Annotated in this window: 18 protein-coding genes; 7 read left to right on the top strand and 11 right to left on the bottom strand. The window is 69.0% G+C overall.

Annotated elements, in window-relative coordinates; all coding sequences use genetic code 11:
• The first annotated feature begins 59 nt into the window (after positions 1–59).
• Positions 60–1,916, top strand: coding sequence for a Stk1 family PASTA domain-containing Ser/Thr kinase (pknB, locus tag AB0F17_RS41955; protein WP_358035071.1), 1,857 nt, complete (start codon positions 60–62; stop codon positions 1,914–1,916).
• 146 nt (positions 1,917–2,062) lie between these two features.
• Here the strand turns inward: pknB and AB0F17_RS41950 are convergent, their stop codons facing one another.
• From AB0F17_RS41950 to AB0F17_RS41940, 3 genes are read right to left on the bottom strand one after another with little or no spacing between them, the layout of a single operon-like run.
• Entirely contained in the window at positions 2,063–2,635 is a 573-nt protein-coding gene (locus tag AB0F17_RS41950) for a gamma-glutamyl-gamma-aminobutyrate hydrolase family protein (protein WP_358035068.1), read from the bottom strand.
• On the bottom strand, positions 2,632–2,790 hold the full coding sequence (locus tag AB0F17_RS41945) for a hypothetical protein (RefSeq protein WP_214635370.1): 159 nt from the start codon (positions 2,788–2,790) through the stop codon (positions 2,632–2,634). The genes AB0F17_RS41950 and AB0F17_RS41945 overlap by 4 nt, the downstream gene beginning before the upstream one ends.
• Position 2,791: 1 nt before the next feature.
• Entirely contained in the window at positions 2,792–3,406 is a 615-nt protein-coding gene (locus AB0F17_RS41940; protein ID WP_358035065.1) for a class E sortase, read from the bottom strand.
• Positions 3,407–3,548: 142 nt separating this feature from the next.
• Between AB0F17_RS41940 and AB0F17_RS41935 the strand changes: the two genes are divergently transcribed.
• A complete protein-coding gene (locus AB0F17_RS41935; RefSeq protein WP_358035062.1) occupies positions 3,549–3,794 on the top strand; it encodes a cell division protein CrgA in 246 nt (81 codons plus the stop codon).
• Positions 3,795–3,827: 33 nt separating this feature from the next.
• Here AB0F17_RS41935 and AB0F17_RS41930 read toward each other — a convergent pair whose 3' ends face one another.
• Positions 3,828–4,700: a rhomboid family intramembrane serine protease gene (locus tag AB0F17_RS41930; RefSeq protein ID WP_358035059.1), complete on the bottom strand. Its 873-nt coding sequence runs from the start codon at positions 4,698–4,700 to the stop codon at positions 3,828–3,830.
• Between the two features lie 66 nt (positions 4,701–4,766).
• The gene (locus AB0F17_RS41925) at positions 4,767–5,303 is read right to left on the bottom strand and encodes a peptidylprolyl isomerase (RefSeq protein ID WP_358035056.1); all 537 of its coding nucleotides are present in this window, start codon (positions 5,301–5,303) and stop codon (positions 4,767–4,769) included.
• 264 nt (positions 5,304–5,567) lie between these two features.
• Between AB0F17_RS41925 and AB0F17_RS41920 the strand changes: the two genes are divergently transcribed.
• Together AB0F17_RS41920 and AB0F17_RS41915 are read left to right on the top strand one after the other, a co-directional pair.
• The gene (locus AB0F17_RS41920) at positions 5,568–5,963 is read left to right on the top strand and encodes a hypothetical protein (RefSeq protein ID WP_358035053.1); all 396 of its coding nucleotides are present in this window, start codon (positions 5,568–5,570) and stop codon (positions 5,961–5,963) included.
• A gap of 106 nt (positions 5,964–6,069) precedes the next feature.
• Entirely contained in the window at positions 6,070–7,146 is a 1,077-nt protein-coding gene (locus AB0F17_RS41915) for a hypothetical protein (protein ID WP_358035050.1), read from the top strand.
• A gap of 46 nt (positions 7,147–7,192) precedes the next feature.
• Here AB0F17_RS41915 and AB0F17_RS41910 read toward each other — a convergent pair whose 3' ends face one another.
• Positions 7,193–7,645, bottom strand: coding sequence for a hypothetical protein (locus AB0F17_RS41910; RefSeq protein WP_358035047.1), 453 nt, complete (start codon positions 7,643–7,645; stop codon positions 7,193–7,195).
• A gap of 123 nt (positions 7,646–7,768) precedes the next feature.
• Here AB0F17_RS41910 and AB0F17_RS41905 point away from each other — a divergent pair, with 123 nt between their 5' ends.
• The 3 genes from AB0F17_RS41905 to AB0F17_RS41895 are packed head-to-tail and all read left to right on the top strand — an operon-like array spanning position 7,769 to position 10,385.
• Positions 7,769–8,440 (top strand): response regulator transcription factor, encoded by a 672-nt coding sequence (locus tag AB0F17_RS41905; protein WP_358035044.1) that lies wholly within the window; start codon positions 7,769–7,771, stop codon positions 8,438–8,440.
• Positions 8,437–9,960: a HAMP domain-containing sensor histidine kinase gene (locus tag AB0F17_RS41900; protein ID WP_358035041.1), complete on the top strand. Its 1,524-nt coding sequence runs from the start codon at positions 8,437–8,439 to the stop codon at positions 9,958–9,960. The genes AB0F17_RS41905 and AB0F17_RS41900 overlap by 4 nt, the downstream gene beginning before the upstream one ends.
• A 38-nt stretch (positions 9,961–9,998) precedes the next feature.
• A complete protein-coding gene (locus AB0F17_RS41895) occupies positions 9,999–10,385 on the top strand; it encodes a Rieske (2Fe-2S) protein (protein ID WP_358035038.1) in 387 nt (128 codons plus the stop codon).
• Here the strand turns inward: AB0F17_RS41895 and AB0F17_RS41890 are convergent.
• From AB0F17_RS41890 to AB0F17_RS41870, 5 genes are all read right to left on the bottom strand, one after another.
• Positions 10,372–11,337, bottom strand: a complete 966-nt coding sequence (locus AB0F17_RS41890; protein ID WP_358035036.1) for a GNAT family N-acetyltransferase — start codon at positions 11,335–11,337, stop codon at positions 10,372–10,374. The two genes, AB0F17_RS41895 and AB0F17_RS41890, sit on opposite strands and share 14 nt — an antisense overlap.
• 10 nt (positions 11,338–11,347) lie before the next feature.
• Positions 11,348–11,791, bottom strand: coding sequence for a hypothetical protein (locus tag AB0F17_RS41885; RefSeq protein ID WP_358035033.1), 444 nt, complete (start codon positions 11,789–11,791; stop codon positions 11,348–11,350).
• A complete protein-coding gene (locus AB0F17_RS41880; RefSeq protein WP_358035030.1) occupies positions 11,788–12,165 on the bottom strand; it encodes an SgcJ/EcaC family oxidoreductase in 378 nt (125 codons plus the stop codon). Before AB0F17_RS41880 ends, AB0F17_RS41885 begins: the two co-directional genes overlap by 4 nt.
• A gap of 112 nt (positions 12,166–12,277) precedes the next feature.
• A complete protein-coding gene (locus AB0F17_RS41875) occupies positions 12,278–12,877 on the bottom strand; it encodes a PadR family transcriptional regulator (RefSeq protein ID WP_358035027.1) in 600 nt (199 codons plus the stop codon).
• Between the two features lie 64 nt (positions 12,878–12,941).
• Positions 12,942–13,748 carry an MBL fold metallo-hydrolase gene (locus AB0F17_RS41870; protein ID WP_358035024.1) on the bottom strand — a complete coding sequence of 269 codons (807 nt, stop codon included), beginning with the start codon at positions 13,746–13,748 and terminating at the stop codon, positions 12,942–12,944.
• Positions 13,749–13,942 lie beyond the last annotated feature (194 nt).

Below are 13,942 nucleotides of genomic sequence, written 5' to 3'. Positions count from 1 at the left end.
CCGGCGTCCCCCCCGAGCAGGCCGGTACCCAAGATGAACGGTAAGGGACAGTGCAGGAAATGACTCAGCCTCGGCGACTCGGAGGTCGCTACGAGCTCGACGGCGTCGTCGGGCGCGGCGGCATGGCCGAGGTCTATCGCGCCCGAGACATCCGGCTGGACCGCATAGTCGCGATCAAGACTCTCCGCTCTGATTTGGCGCGTGATCACACCTTCCAGGCCCGTTTCCGGCGTGAGGCGCAGTCCGCGGCCTCGCTGAACCACCCGGCCGTCGTCGCGGTCTACGACACGGGTGAGGATGTCAGCGAGGGCGCCCCCGTGCCCTACATCGTGATGGAGTACGTCGACGGCAGGACGCTGCGCGACCTGCTGCGGGCCGACCGGCGGCTGCTGCCGGAGCGGGCGGCCGAGCTCGTCGACGGCATCCTGCGGGCGCTCGACTACAGCCACCGCGGCGGCATCGTCCACCGCGACATCAAGCCCGCCAACGTCATGATCACCCGCGCCGGCGACGTCAAGGTGATGGACTTCGGCATCGCCCGCGCGATGGCCGACTCGGCCGCGACGATGACGCAGACCGCGCAGGTGATAGGGACCGCCCAATACCTGTCGCCCGAGCAGGCACGCGGTGAGCGGGTCGACGCCCGCAGCGACATCTACTCCACCGGTTGCGTGTTCTACGAGCTGCTCACCGGCCAGCCGCCGTTCACCGGCGACTCCCCCGTGGCGATCGCCTACCAGCACGTGCGTGAGGAGCCGATCCCGCCGTCGCAGATCGACCCCGAGATCCCCCCGTGGTGCGACGCGATCGTGCTGAAGGCCATGGCCAAGGACCCCGCGCATCGCTATCAGAACGCGACCGAGATGCGGGCCGACATCCAGCGGGCGGTGTCCGGCCAGCCGATCGACGCCCAGACGATGGCGATGACCAGTAACTACGGCGCGGGCACCCGCATGATGACGGCGACCCAGTCCGCCACCGGCCCGGCCACTCAGGGCAACCGCGCGGTCCCGCCGTACGAGTACGACGACGGGCACAGCGGCCGTGGCGGCCGGCGGCGGGCGTCCGGCGGCGGCAACCAGGCGCTCAAGACCGCGGCCTGGATCATCATCCCGCTGCTGATCATCGGGGCGTTCATCGGCATCGGTTACGCGGTGTTCAGCAGCGGCGGCGACAAGACCACCGGGCAGATCAAGGTCCCCGCGCTCTCCACGCAGACGGCGAAGGCCGCCCAGGCCCAGCTCGATGTTCTGGGCCTGAAGTCCGAGGTGGTGCAGGAGGCCAACGCCGAGTTCGACAAGGGCACGGTGATCAAGACCGATCCCGCCCAGGACACCGAGGTGGCGAAGGGCTCGACGGTCAAGCTGTACGTGTCCAAGGGTCCGCCGAAGGTGAAGGTTCCCGAGGGGCTCGTCGGCGCCACGACCGTGGAGGCCAACAAGATCCTCGAGGAGGTCGGGCTGACCGGCACGGTCAAGACCAAGACGGCGCCGGGCAAGCCGCAGGACAAGGTCCTCGAGACCGACCCCAAGGCCGGCGAAGAGGTCGAGAAGGACGGCACCGTCATCCTTTACGTGCCCAAGGCGCAGATCCAGGTCCCGAGCGTGATCGGCCTGACCCAGGCGGAAGCCACCAAGACGCTCAAGGGGGCAGGCTTCAGGGTCAAGGCGGACCCGCAGTCGAGTGACCAGCCGCGGGGCACGGTCGTCCAGCAGGTCCCCGGTGAGGGCGCCACGGTCAACCCCGGCATCACCGTGACGATCGTGGTCTCCACGGGTCCCGAGCAGCAGCCGACGCAGGATCCGCAGCAGCCGACGGCCGAGCCCACGGACGACACGCAGCAGCCTACGGAAGAGCCCACGGACGACACACAGCCGACCGACGACTCACCGATCGACGACGGCGACCTGGGCTGACCCCCTAGCCGCCCACCAGGGCCGCCCTCCCGCACCGGGAGGGCGGCCCTGGTGCGTCAGGGGGTGGGCACGTAAAAGAGCGCCCCCGCCGCTCGGGGGCAACGGCGGGGACGCTCATCTGTCTGTCGTCCGGCGGCGGGCGAGTGTTACACGATCCCGCGCAGCCAGTTGCCGAGCAGTTGGTGGCCATGCTCCGACAGCACGGACTCGGGATGGAACTGCACGCCCTCGATGGGCGCCGTACGGTGCCGCAGCCCCATGATGACGCCGTCGGCGGTGTGCGCCGTCACGTCGAGCTCGGCGGGCACCGTGTCGGGCCGTACGGCCAGCGAGTGGTAGCGGGTCATCCGCACCGGCGAGGGGAGCCCGGCGAACACCCCGAGCCCGTCGTGCGACACCGCGCTGGTCCGGCCGTGGACGAGCTCGGGCGCCCGCGACACGGTGGCACCGTAGGCCAGGCCGATCGCCTGGTGCCCGAGGCAGACCCCGAGCAGCGGCAGGCCGCGCAGGGCCGCGTAACGCACCAGGGGGACGCTCACGCCCGCCGCCTCCGGCGTGCCGGGGCCCGGGCTCACCAGGACGCCGTCGAAGCCGTCGGCGTCGCCCACGCGGACGTCGTCGCGCGGGCGCACCTCACACGTGGCGCCCAGCTCGCGCAGGTATTGAACGATGGTGTGGACGAAGCTGTCATGGTTGTCCACGACCAGCACGCGGGTCATTTCCGTACGGTCACCTCGTCGAGCGTCACCGCGGGTTCGAGAAGCGGGAACACGGCATACCAGAGTACGGCCACCGCCACGGCGACCAGCACGGCGGCCGCCAGCAGCTTGGCACCCGTGCCGCCCGGCAGGCTGCGCCAGAGCCATCCGTACATGTCATTCCTTCCTGAGCTCGGTCTTCTTCAGCACGCCGGACACGATGAGCCGCTGGGCGGCGGAGTATTCGGGGTGGCAGGTCGACAGCGTGATGAAGGCTCTGGTGGGCCTGCTGCCGGGCTTGCCGGGCACCGGGCTGAGCACGTCCACCTCGTCGGGCTCCACGATTTTCTGAGAGGTCACCCGGTAGGTGTAGCGGGCCTCAGCGGCGTCGATGATGATCTCGTCGTCGCGTTTGAGCTGGTCGATCCGGTTGAACGGCGCCAAATACGTGGTCCGGTGCCCAGATACGACGAAATTTCCGATCTGTCCGGGGAGGGCGGTGCCGGGGTAGTGGCCCGGGCCCTTCTTCAGATGCTCGGTGTCCACGCCCTCCACCACGGCGTAGTGGTAATCGCGCCCGAACCTCGGGATGCGCAGCATGGCCACGGCCCGGCCCAGCTCGATCTTCGGGAGCCTGCCCGGCGCGTGCGCCTCCCCCAGCTCCTGCTGCAACTGCAGCTGCATACGCTGGGTGTAGACGCCCGTCCCCCAGAGCAGGTAGGCGCAGAACAGCAACAGGATCAGGCCCGCGGTGATGCTCAACTCCCCCGCGGCCCGCAGCACGGCCCTCACGCGCCCAGCGTATGCGCGCTCCATCCGGCTGCCGGGGATCGCCATCTCGTGCGCGTGGCGACTATCCTGGGCACGCTTCAACTACGCTCAACGAATAGCCTGCGGACAATCCGGATGCCCAGGCGCCCAGCAGGAGTTTCCAGTGCCCAAGTCCAAGGCTCGCAAGAAGGCGGTTTACACACCGCCGCAGAAGTCCCAGCAGGTCACGGTCAGCCCCCGCTGGCTGGCGCCCACCATGGTGGTTTCGTGGATCATCGGCATCCTGTGGATATCCATCTACTACGTGGCTCCCGGCGCGCCCTTCATCGGCGATCTCCACAACTGGAATCTGCTGATCGGGTTTGTTTTCATCATCTTCGGGGTGGTGCTATCCACCCGCTGGCGTTAGTTTTTTCCACAGTTTTTCCACACCCTGGGGAAGTCAGCCCGCGACGCCGCTCAAGAGGGCCGAGGATCTGACGGCCACGAGCACGACGAGGATGGCCACCGCTCCCACGATCGTCAGCACCTGCCAGAGGGTCCTGTTGCTCTTGGGAGCGTACGCCAGGGCCCCGGCCAGGGCTGATCCGGTGATCAGTCCACCGATGTGGCCGGTCCAGCTGATGCCTGGGACCACGAAGGTGATCACTAGGTTGATCACGATCAGCACGGCGATGCCGCGTACGTCCATGTTCAGCCTGCGCCCCACCACGAACACGGCGCCGAACAGGCCGAAGATCGCCGCTGACGCGCCCACCGTGAATTGGTCGAGCGGGTCGATCCAGTAGCCGAGCACCGAGCCGCCCAGCGCGCTGACCAGGTAGATGCCCAGGTAGCGGGTATGCCCGAAGGCTCGCTCCAGGTAGGGGCCGACGACGTAGAGCGCCCAGCAGTTGAACAGGATGTGGAAGACCCCGCCGTGCACGAACGCCGAGGTGAGCAGCCGGTAATACTCATTCTGCGTGACGACCTCGTACGGCCGCATGGCCAGCTCGGCGGTGACCACGTTGCCCGTCAGGTATTGGGCGCCGAAGACGAGCACGTTGAGGGCCAGGAGCGCCCACGTCACGTATGGAGTGGCGACCACGGCGCCACCGAAGGCCGACCGCGCCTGGCGTAGCCCTCGATTGCCCTCGGCCACGCACTCGGGGCACTGGAAGCCCACGGCGGCGTCGCGCATGCAGTCGGGACAGATGGGGCGCTCACAGCGCTGGCAACGGACCCAGGTCTCTTTCCCCGGGTGCCGGTAGCACGTCGGCACGGCCTCCGCGGGCTGCTCGGGCTGCGGGGGCGGGCTGGGCGGCTGGCTGGTCATGACCGCAGCCTACGGCCTGCGCGACACTGCCGCGCTAGCCCCTGCAGCCCGCCCCGTGCGCTCTGATCAACCCTGGACGCGGTCGATCGTGACCGACTCCAGGACCACCTCGTCGATCGGCTTGTCGCGCTGGCCGGTCGGCGTCTTGGCGATCGCGTCGACGATGTCCTGGCCCTCGATCACCTCGCCGAAGATGGTGTGCTTGCCGTTGAGATGCGGCGTGGGCACGACCGTGACGAAGAACTGCGAGCCGTTGGTGCCCTTGCCGAACCGGATGCCGGCGTTGGCCATGGCCAGCAGGTAAGGGCGGTTGAAGTAGAGATCCGGGTGGATCTCGTCGTCGAAGTCGTAGCCCGGGCCGCCGATGCCCTCGCCCAGCGGGTCACCGCCCTGGATCATGAAGCCGGGGATCACCCGGTGGAAGACCGTGCCGTCGTAGTAGCGGCCGGTGCTCCTCTCGCCGGTGCCCGGGTGGGTCCACTCACGGCCGCCTTCGGCGAGCTCGACGAAGTTGCGGACCGTCTTGGGAGCCTGGTTGGGGAAGAGTTCTATCTTGATATTTCCACGATTTGTCTGCAGGTTTGCGATCAGTTTCTCGGCCACGAGACAGCAGCCCCCCTCTATGCACAAGGTTGGTTTTGCGGTGATTTGATGACGACGGCCGTTGGGCCTCGAGAGCCATCCTCCCATGGACGGCGATGATTGAGCCGCCGCCCTCCGGGAAGGTCAGGCTCGGGGCCCCATCAAGCAGGGGAGGTTGTTGTGTCCCTGACACTGAGAAATCGCCGCGTGGTCATCGCAGTCCCAGCCACGTGGATGGGCCGTATGAAGGCCCAGGCCGTGCGAACCGGCCGGCAAATGACACCGATGGCGGATCAGGCCAAGATGGTCGCCGCCCATCGCATCGAGGACGCCCGCTACTGGGCGGCACCGAGGCTCGAAGAGGTCGCGCATCGGGTCGAGGATCAGCTCGCCCCCAAGGTCAGCGCCATGCTGGTCACCGCGGCCGACAAGATCGACCCCACACCGCGCAGGTCGCGGCAGTGGCCGGTCATGATCCTGATGACGGGTCTGGCTGTGGGCGCGATCGGTTATCTGTTCTACCGGCGTAACGCCCAGCAGTGGACCGAGCACATGAAGGACTCGGCCTCGGACGCGTCGCGCTGGGCCGACGACACGGCCGACAGGACCGCGGGCTCCACCGAAGGGATGGCGTCCACGGTGTCCGACACGGCGGACGAGACATCGCGCAAGATGTCGTGATCCGCACGAAGGTGCGCCCCCCGCTCGATCGAGCGGGGGGCGCACTTCGCGTTCGAGCGCGTTTCCTGGTTGACGCCCATACCAAGCGCTTGCTACAACGAGCGGCATGGCGCTGTCCCCGCTCGACGACTACCCCATCCACCAAGCGGCCCAGGTCATGCGGCACGTGGCGACCTCCGACCGCAATTTCTACGACCGCTACTACTTCAACTGCCACGCGGGCACCGACGAGCTCATGCTGCTCGTCGGCGCCGGCCAGTACCCGAACCTGGGCGTCACCGACGCCTTCGCCTGCGTCCGCTACGGGAACCTGCACCGCGTCGTCCGGGCCTCGCGTGAGCTCGGCACCGACCGGATGAACACCGAGATCGGCCCGTTCCAGGTGAAGGTCCTCGAAGGGCTCAAACGGCTCCAGATCATCCTGGAGCCCAATGAGCATGGCCTCTCCTTCGACCTCACCTGGGAGGGCACGATCCCGGCGACGCTCGAACCGCGGCACTTCGTCCGCTGGCAGGAGCGGGTCATCTTCGACTCCATACGGCTGGCGCAGACCGGGCTCTGGTCCGGGCACATCCGCATCGACGACGTGGACATACCGGTCACCCCGGATCGGTGGCAGGGCGCCCGCGACCGTTCCTGGGGCATCAGGCCCGTCGGCGAGCCCGAGCCGCCCGGCATCCAGACGAAGAACGCGGGCACTTTCTACTGGCTGTACGCGCCCATGAGGTTCGACGACCATGCGATCCTCTGCATCGTCCAGGAGGACGAGAAGGGCCGCCGGGTGCTGGAGGAGGCCACCCGGGTCTGGTCCGACGGGCGCGAGGAGGAGTACCTGGGCCGACCCGAGTACCACCCCGTCTACGCCCCCGGCACCCGTGACGTCGTCGAGGCCACGATCACGTTCTCACCGCCGGGCGGCAAGGCGTTCGACGTGCGCTGCACGCCCGTGCTGCCGGTCCACCTCATGGTCGGCACCGGTTACGGCCTGGAGCCGGACTGGAAGCACGGGATGTATCAGGGTGCCGGGCCGGTCGTGCAGGGCGTCACGTACACGCTGCCTGACGACGCGGCCAAGATGTGGGGGATGGTCGACGCCGTGGGTCGTTTCGAGTACGACGGGCTGGTGGGGCACGGCCTGTTCGAGTACTGGGCCCTGGGGCCGCACCCGTCGTTCCCCGAGTGAGCGCGCGCCCGCCGTACACCCCCGGTGCTACGGCGGGCGGCCTCACTTACTTCGACTCACACGTGATGGTGATCGCCTCGGCGGGGGGCTCGACCGGGGCGCTGCCGTCCTCCGCCTTCTGGGCGATGCCCCTCTCCATCTCCACGGCGTCGATCGGCTCGCCACCGCTGGTGGTGAACCTCTCACCCTCGGTGGGGGTGGCGGGCGTGGCCGGGACAGCCTCCAAGACCTCCCCCGCCGGCATCGGCTTGATCTCGATCTTGCCGTCTACGGTACGGGTGACCGCGATCCCCTCACCCGCCTCCCCCTTCGACACCTCACCGGGCGCCCCCGCGGCCTCCGCCCGCGCGAACGCGATGGACTTACCGTCGCTCGTCGTGCACGTCACCTTGGCGCCCGGGGCCGTCGACGGGGCCTCGTCGGCCATCGCGGATCCGCCCAGGGCCGTGAGCACGAGCACGCCCACCGCACCGAGTACCGCGAGACGTCGCTTGAACATGGAATCTCCTTGCTGGAAACGATCGGACGCCCCGAGCCTGGCCCGCCGTACCTGAAGTGATCCTGAAGACAGCCGAAACGATCTTCAGGTTGGCTTTAGGTGACATACGGCACTCTGGCCGGTGTGCGAGTGCTTTTAGTGGAGGACGAGCAGCGGCTGGCCGATCTGGTCAAGGGCGGCCTGGCCGGCGAGGGGTTCGCCGTCGACGTGGCCTATGACGGGCGAGACGGGCTCTGGATGGCCTCGGAGAACGCCTACGACGTGATCGTGCTCGACGTGATGCTGCCCAGGCTGAACGGCTACACGGTGTGCTCCCGGTTGCGCGAGGCCGGCAACTGGACACCGATCATGATGCTCACCGCCAAGGACGGCATCTACGACGAGGCCGAGGCGCTCGACACGGGCGCGGACGACTACCTCGCCAAGCCGTTCTCGTACGTGGTGCTGCTGGCCAGGCTGCGCGCGCTGGTACGGAGGGGCGGGCACGAGCGGCCGGTGACGATCACGGTCGGCGACCTGGTCGTCGATCCGGCCGGGTTGCGGTGCCGCCGGGGGGAGGTGCAGATCGCGCTGACGCCGAAGGAGTTCGCGGTGCTTCATGGGCTGGCGAGGCGGGCCGGTGAGGTGGTGTCCAAGAGCGAGCTGCTGGCGCAGGCTTGGGACTTCGCCTACGACGGCGATCCGAACATCGTGGAGGTGTACATCAGCGCGCTGCGCCGCAAGATCGACCAACCGTTCGGCAGGACGACCTTGGTGACGGTGCGTGGCGCCGGGTACCGGTTGGAGGCGACATGACCTCGGGATGGGATCGCATCGCTTCGCGGCGGAGGCGTCTGACGGGGTGGGTCGCTGAGCGGCTCGCGGGACGGCTGCCGATGGGGCTGGCGTCCGTGCGGCTGCGCGCGACCGCGGCAGCGACGCTGGTGGTGGCCGTCGCGCTGGGGTTGGCGGCGGTCGTGCTGGTGGTGGCGTTGCGGGGCAGTCTGCTGAGCAGCGCGGACGAGGAGGCGGCCAGGAAGGCCGTGGCCGCTGTGCCGTACGCGCAGACCATCGCGCTGAGCGTCGAACCCCTCCAGGGCGCGACCGGCCTGGTGCGCACGTTCGGCGAAGCAGCCGCGACCAGCCCGGTCCGCACCTGCACCGAACCCGCCACAACCGGCCCAGCCCGCACGTCCAGCGAACCCGCCGCGGCCGGCCCGGCCCGTGCCTGCGGCGAACCCGCCGCAACCGGCAAGGTCCGCACCTACAGCGACATGCTGACCGGGCGGACGGCCGAGTCGGGTGGTGCGGTGCGGATGGCCGATATGGACGTCGTGGTCACGGCCGAGCGAGCGGTGCCGGTGGAGAGCTGGGCGCAGGGCGGTGAATTCGCCGTCGCGGGCATGCCCGTGTCGACGTCCAGCGGATCGGGGATGCTCTGGGCCAGAGCCTCGCTCGCCAGTGCCGACCAGGCGCTGGCGACGCTCAACGGCGCCCTCCTGCCCGGTGTGCCCGCGCTGCTGCTCGTGGTGGCGGGCATGACCTGGTTCTCGGTCGGCCGCACGCTCGCCCCGGTCGCGGCCATCAGGGCCAAGGTGGCCGACATCACGGCCCGCGACCTGCACCAGCGGGTGCCCGTACCCCGTTCGGGCGACGAGATCGCCGCCCTGGCGACCACCGTGAACGGCACGCTCGACCGGCTGGAGACGGCCGTCGAGACGCACAAGCGGTTCGTCGCCGACGCGGCGCACGAGCTACGCAGCCCGATCGCCACGCTGCGGGCCCGGCTGGAGCTGGCCGAACCGAGCGAGCTGACCGCCGAGGCGCTCGCCGACGTGGACCGTCTCCAGTCGCTGGCGGCCGACCTGCTCCTGCTGGCCAAGCTCGACGCGGGTGAGCCGCTGCGTACGGGCGACCTCGATCTCGGCCAGGTCGCGGCGGAGGAGTCGCTGCGCATCAAGCGGCGGCCGGAGCTGCGCATGGAGCTGGACGTTGAGCCCGACGTGGTCTTCCAGGGGTCGCGCGCCCACCTGGCCCGCCTGGTGACCAACTTGGTGGACAACGCGGTACGGCACGCCGCGACGGCCGTACGGGTGCGGGTGCACGGGGAGGACGGTCAGGCCGTGCTCCGCGTGCTCGACGACGGGCCGGGGATCCCGGAGGGGCAGCGGGAGGCGGTGTTCGACCGGTTCACCAGGCTGGATGAGGCGCGGGCCAGGGATGTCGGCGGCGCCGGGCTCGGATTGCCGATCGCGCGGGACATCGCGTCGCTGCACGGCGGCACGCTCATCGCCGAAGAGGGCGGATTTATCGCAAGATTTCCCCTGAACCACTAGCCACATCTCAGCCGTGTGGATAGTTGAAGGAGGCAATCATGCTCACACGTCGTGCACTGATCACCCGAGGTGGCGCCGCGGGCGCAGCAGGAGTCGTTTTCCTGTGGGCACAACCCGCCGAGGCGGAAGAGGAGGCCGCCGGTCCGGTTCTGGCCAGCGCCAAGAGCATCCCGGTCGGAAAGGGAAAGATTGTTAAGGGCAAGTACGTGATCACCCAGCCGAAGAAGGGCGTCTTCAAGTGCTTCAGCGCCGTATGCACCCACCAGGGCTGCACGGTGGCCAGCGTCAGCGGCGGGAAGATCCATTGCCCGTGTCACGGCAGCCAGTTCAGCGCCACCACGGGCAAGGTGGTCCGCGGTCCGGCCAAGCGTGCGCTCGCCCCCAAGAAGATCAAACTGGTGAAGGGCAAGATCACGCTGGCGTGATCGTCAGCGAGTACGCCGTAGTGCGCTGGTAGACCTCGAACCCGGCGCGGGTGTAGACGCCGACAGCTCCCGTGGGGTTGTCGGCGTCGACGCTCAGGCTCGCCCTGTCGTACTCCTGCTCCTTGAACGCGGCGAGCGCGTGCGCGATCAGGCCGGCCGCCACCCCCTTGCCGCGCCACTCCCGCAGCGTGCCGATGATGTCGATCCAGGCCGTACGCACGCCGGTCTCGGCCGTGGCCGCCTCGTGGTGATGGGTCATCACGATGGCGACCGCCTCGTCCCCCGCGCGGGCCACGAAGGACGATTCGGGCTGGAAGCCGTGACTGCCGGTGATGTTGTGCCGCCAGCTCTCCGCGGTGTGCGGCACGGCGCCCCAATGGTCGCGGAACGACTCGTTGCGCACCCCCCGGGCGCCCTCCTCGAATTCCGGCGTGTACGTGACGAAGTCGATCCCGTCGGGCACCCGCACCTGGGGCGGCTCCCCCGACAGGTCGCGGCGCATCTGGGAGAACCAGCGCGTGGCGGCGAAGCCCTTGCGTTCGAGCAGCGCCGCCGCCGCGGTGTTCGCCTGCGGCACTCGGCTCTGCAGTTCCAGCCCCTTGCCGGGGAAGGCCCGCTCATGCAGCTTCGGCGCCACCTCGATCGCCCAGTCCAGGATCCGCGCACCGTGTCCCCGCCCGCGGAAGGCGGGGTGGACGCCGGCGCGGAGGAGCATCGTGTGCACGCCGTCGCGTACCTGCTTGACCGGCAGGTGGCCGTAGGCGATCAGCCGCTGCCCGTCCCTGGCCGCGAGCGTGCCCTCGGCCAGGTCGAGCATCGGGTTCGCCAGGTGTCCGGCGACGTCTTCGAGGCTGAAGTGCTCGCCGGCCCTGTCCTCCGCCTCGATCGCGGCGGCCAGCTCGGCGAGCGGCCCGGCGTCGTCCTCGTCCAGGGGTGCCCATTCCAGACTCATGGCCGGGAGCCTAGGCGAGGTGCACGGAGCACCCCAAGTCCTCTCCTATCCGGGCAAGCCCCTTGGCGAACCCCTCGCGAGTGGTGTCGTCGAAGCCGATGAAGAACCGGTTCGCCAGCGGTACGGCCCAGCGCATCCACTCGGCGACGTTGTAGACCTGGTGGACGACGAGCGTGCCCTGTGGGTGCCCGGAATGCGACCACTCGCCGCGATACCACCAGCCGCCCTGGAAAGCGATCGAGCGGTCGGTGACCTCGACGGTCAAGGTGTGGCCCGGCACGTCCTCGACGGTGAACCGGCCTTCGCCCGGCACGCCCGGCACTCCACCGAGCACACCGTTGGGCACGCCGTTAGGGACGCCGTTGGGGATCAGGCTCTTGACCAGCGCCTCCCGCACCCGCTCCGGCGGCGCTTCGACCACCCCGGACACCTCGGCCAGCAGTGACCGCTTCATGGCCGGCCGACCCGGGTGTTCTGGAACGAGGCGAAGCGCCAGCCGCCGGGCGTGCTGACGGCGGTGAAGGTGACGATCGAATCGCGGCTCGGGTCGGGCCGTCCGTCGACGGTCGAGCCGCCACCGGAGATCACCAGCGCGGCGCCGTCTCCCAGCGGCTTGACGACCGGCTCGCCGCCGCCTCCGGTCAGCTTGATGGGACTCTGGAAGAGCTGCCGATGGGTGACCTCGATGGCCTCCCGGCCCTGGAGGTGCAGGCCGAAGAAGGTGATGTAGTCGGCGTCCTCGGTGAACAGCTCGGCATAGGCCGTGGCGTCGCCGGAGTTCCAGGCTTCGGTGAGCCTGGTGAGAAGGTCCTTGATCTCAGTGGACATGGCACAGCTCCTGTCGTCGCGGCGCCTATCCTGAGACTGCGAGTCCTGGACAGGGCAGGCGCCTTTGTTCGGATTTCCGGCCGCTGGGGTGTTGGCGCACCCCGGCGGCCACTCAACTTTCCAGCACTTGCTCCATCAGCGACTGCCTGACCGTGCCCGTCCAGTCGAGCTCGCCCTTGTCCAGCCGGTCGAGCACGTCGCGCAACCAGGCCAGCTCGGCCGTGTAGAGAGCCTGCTCGCATTCCAGCTTGAGCGTGAGGATCTCCGGCAGGCCGCTGTCGGCCATCGCCCGCCGGTGCGCGTCGATCCCGCTGATCGTCCCCTCGATGGAAGCCGTACGCGTGCGTAGGGCCCGCTTGGCGTCAGGCACCTCCAGCGCGCCGAGCAGGGATATGGCGGCCACCAGCGTGCGCCGGTCGGGGTCCGGCTGCTCCACCAGCCTGTGCAGCCTCGTCGCCAGCTCCCGACGGCCGTCGCCGGTGATCTCGTAGACCGTCCGCTCGGGCCGGCGGCCTTCGCGGTCGGTCTTCGCGGGCACGATCAGCTCGTCCTTCGCCAGCCGTTCGACCGCGTGGTAGAGGCTGCGTGGCAACCCGGTCACGTAGTCCTTGTGCGTGTCGATGATGAAGCGGTGCAGCTCGTAGGGATGGCTGGCACGTACCGAGAGCATGGCGAGCACCGTCAGCCCCACCAGGTCATGGCGTCGTGCCATGATGCCTCCTTCTATAGTGCAATATGCAATATAGAAGAAGGCAGTACGGCTGTCCAGGCTTCGGCTACGCCAGCTGGCTGTCGAGCTGCAGGAAGGCTCGCTCGATGGCCTGCCTGGCGACGTCCTCCGGGTACGGGAAGCGGGTGATGAGGTCGCGCAGGCCCTCCACGTGCGCCCGCGTGGCGAGCTCGGCCACGGCGACCAGCTCGGCCTGCTGGGCGAGGGCGAAGCCACGATCGACCACCGCGCCGTGCCCCGGCACGATCACCCGCTCGGGCAGCTCGGCCAGCATCGCGGCGACCGTGACGGGCCAGTCGAGCGGGTAGGAGTCGCCGAAGGCCGGCGGTGCGCCCTCTTCGAGCAGGTCACCGGCGAACACCACCCCGGCGTCGGGCACGTGCGCGACGATGTCGTTGCTGCTGTGGCCGAGGCCGAAGTGACGCAGGTGCACGGCCCGGCCACCGATGTCGAGCGTGGCCATGGAGGTGAACGTGTGATCGGGTGGGACGATCTCCACCTCTTCCAGCTCCGCCCGCCGGTTTGCGGGCAGGAGCTCGATCCAGGTCGCCCGCTGCTGCTCGCCGTGCAGCTCGATCTCCTCGGCGCACCTGGAGTGACCCCAGATCTCGCCCGGCAGGAACATCGCGTTGCCGAAGTAGTGGTCGAAGTGGGAGTGGGTGTTGACGACCGTCCACGGGCTGGCGGTGATCCGCCTGATCGCCTCGATCAGGTCGGTGGCCTCGCGGTGGGACACGCGCGTGTCGAGCACTAAGCAGTGACCGTCTCCGACGATCAGGCCGACGTTCATGTCGAATGACTTGTGGCGCCGGACGTAGACCCGGTCGCCGATTTCCCGCCACTGCTCGTTCATCGCTCGATCCTGAATCTCATGTCGGGACGCTGCTAGAACTCTACTTAGGAACGCGACGTGGCATAGGACTTTCAAGCCATGATCGAAACCGAAGACCCGCACGCGCTCGCGGCGGACTGATGGGTCGGCGCGCTCGGCCAGGAGGCGGAGGGTCGCGGCCTGGTCAGGCCCGCGTAGACGAGCTCCGCCTCGCG

The sequence above is a fragment of the Nonomuraea sp. NPDC026600 genome, from assembly GCF_040638335.1.
GTDB lineage: Bacteria > Actinomycetota > Actinomycetes > Streptosporangiales > Streptosporangiaceae > Nonomuraea.
This window is presented reverse-complemented; position numbering and strand designations above follow the sequence as displayed.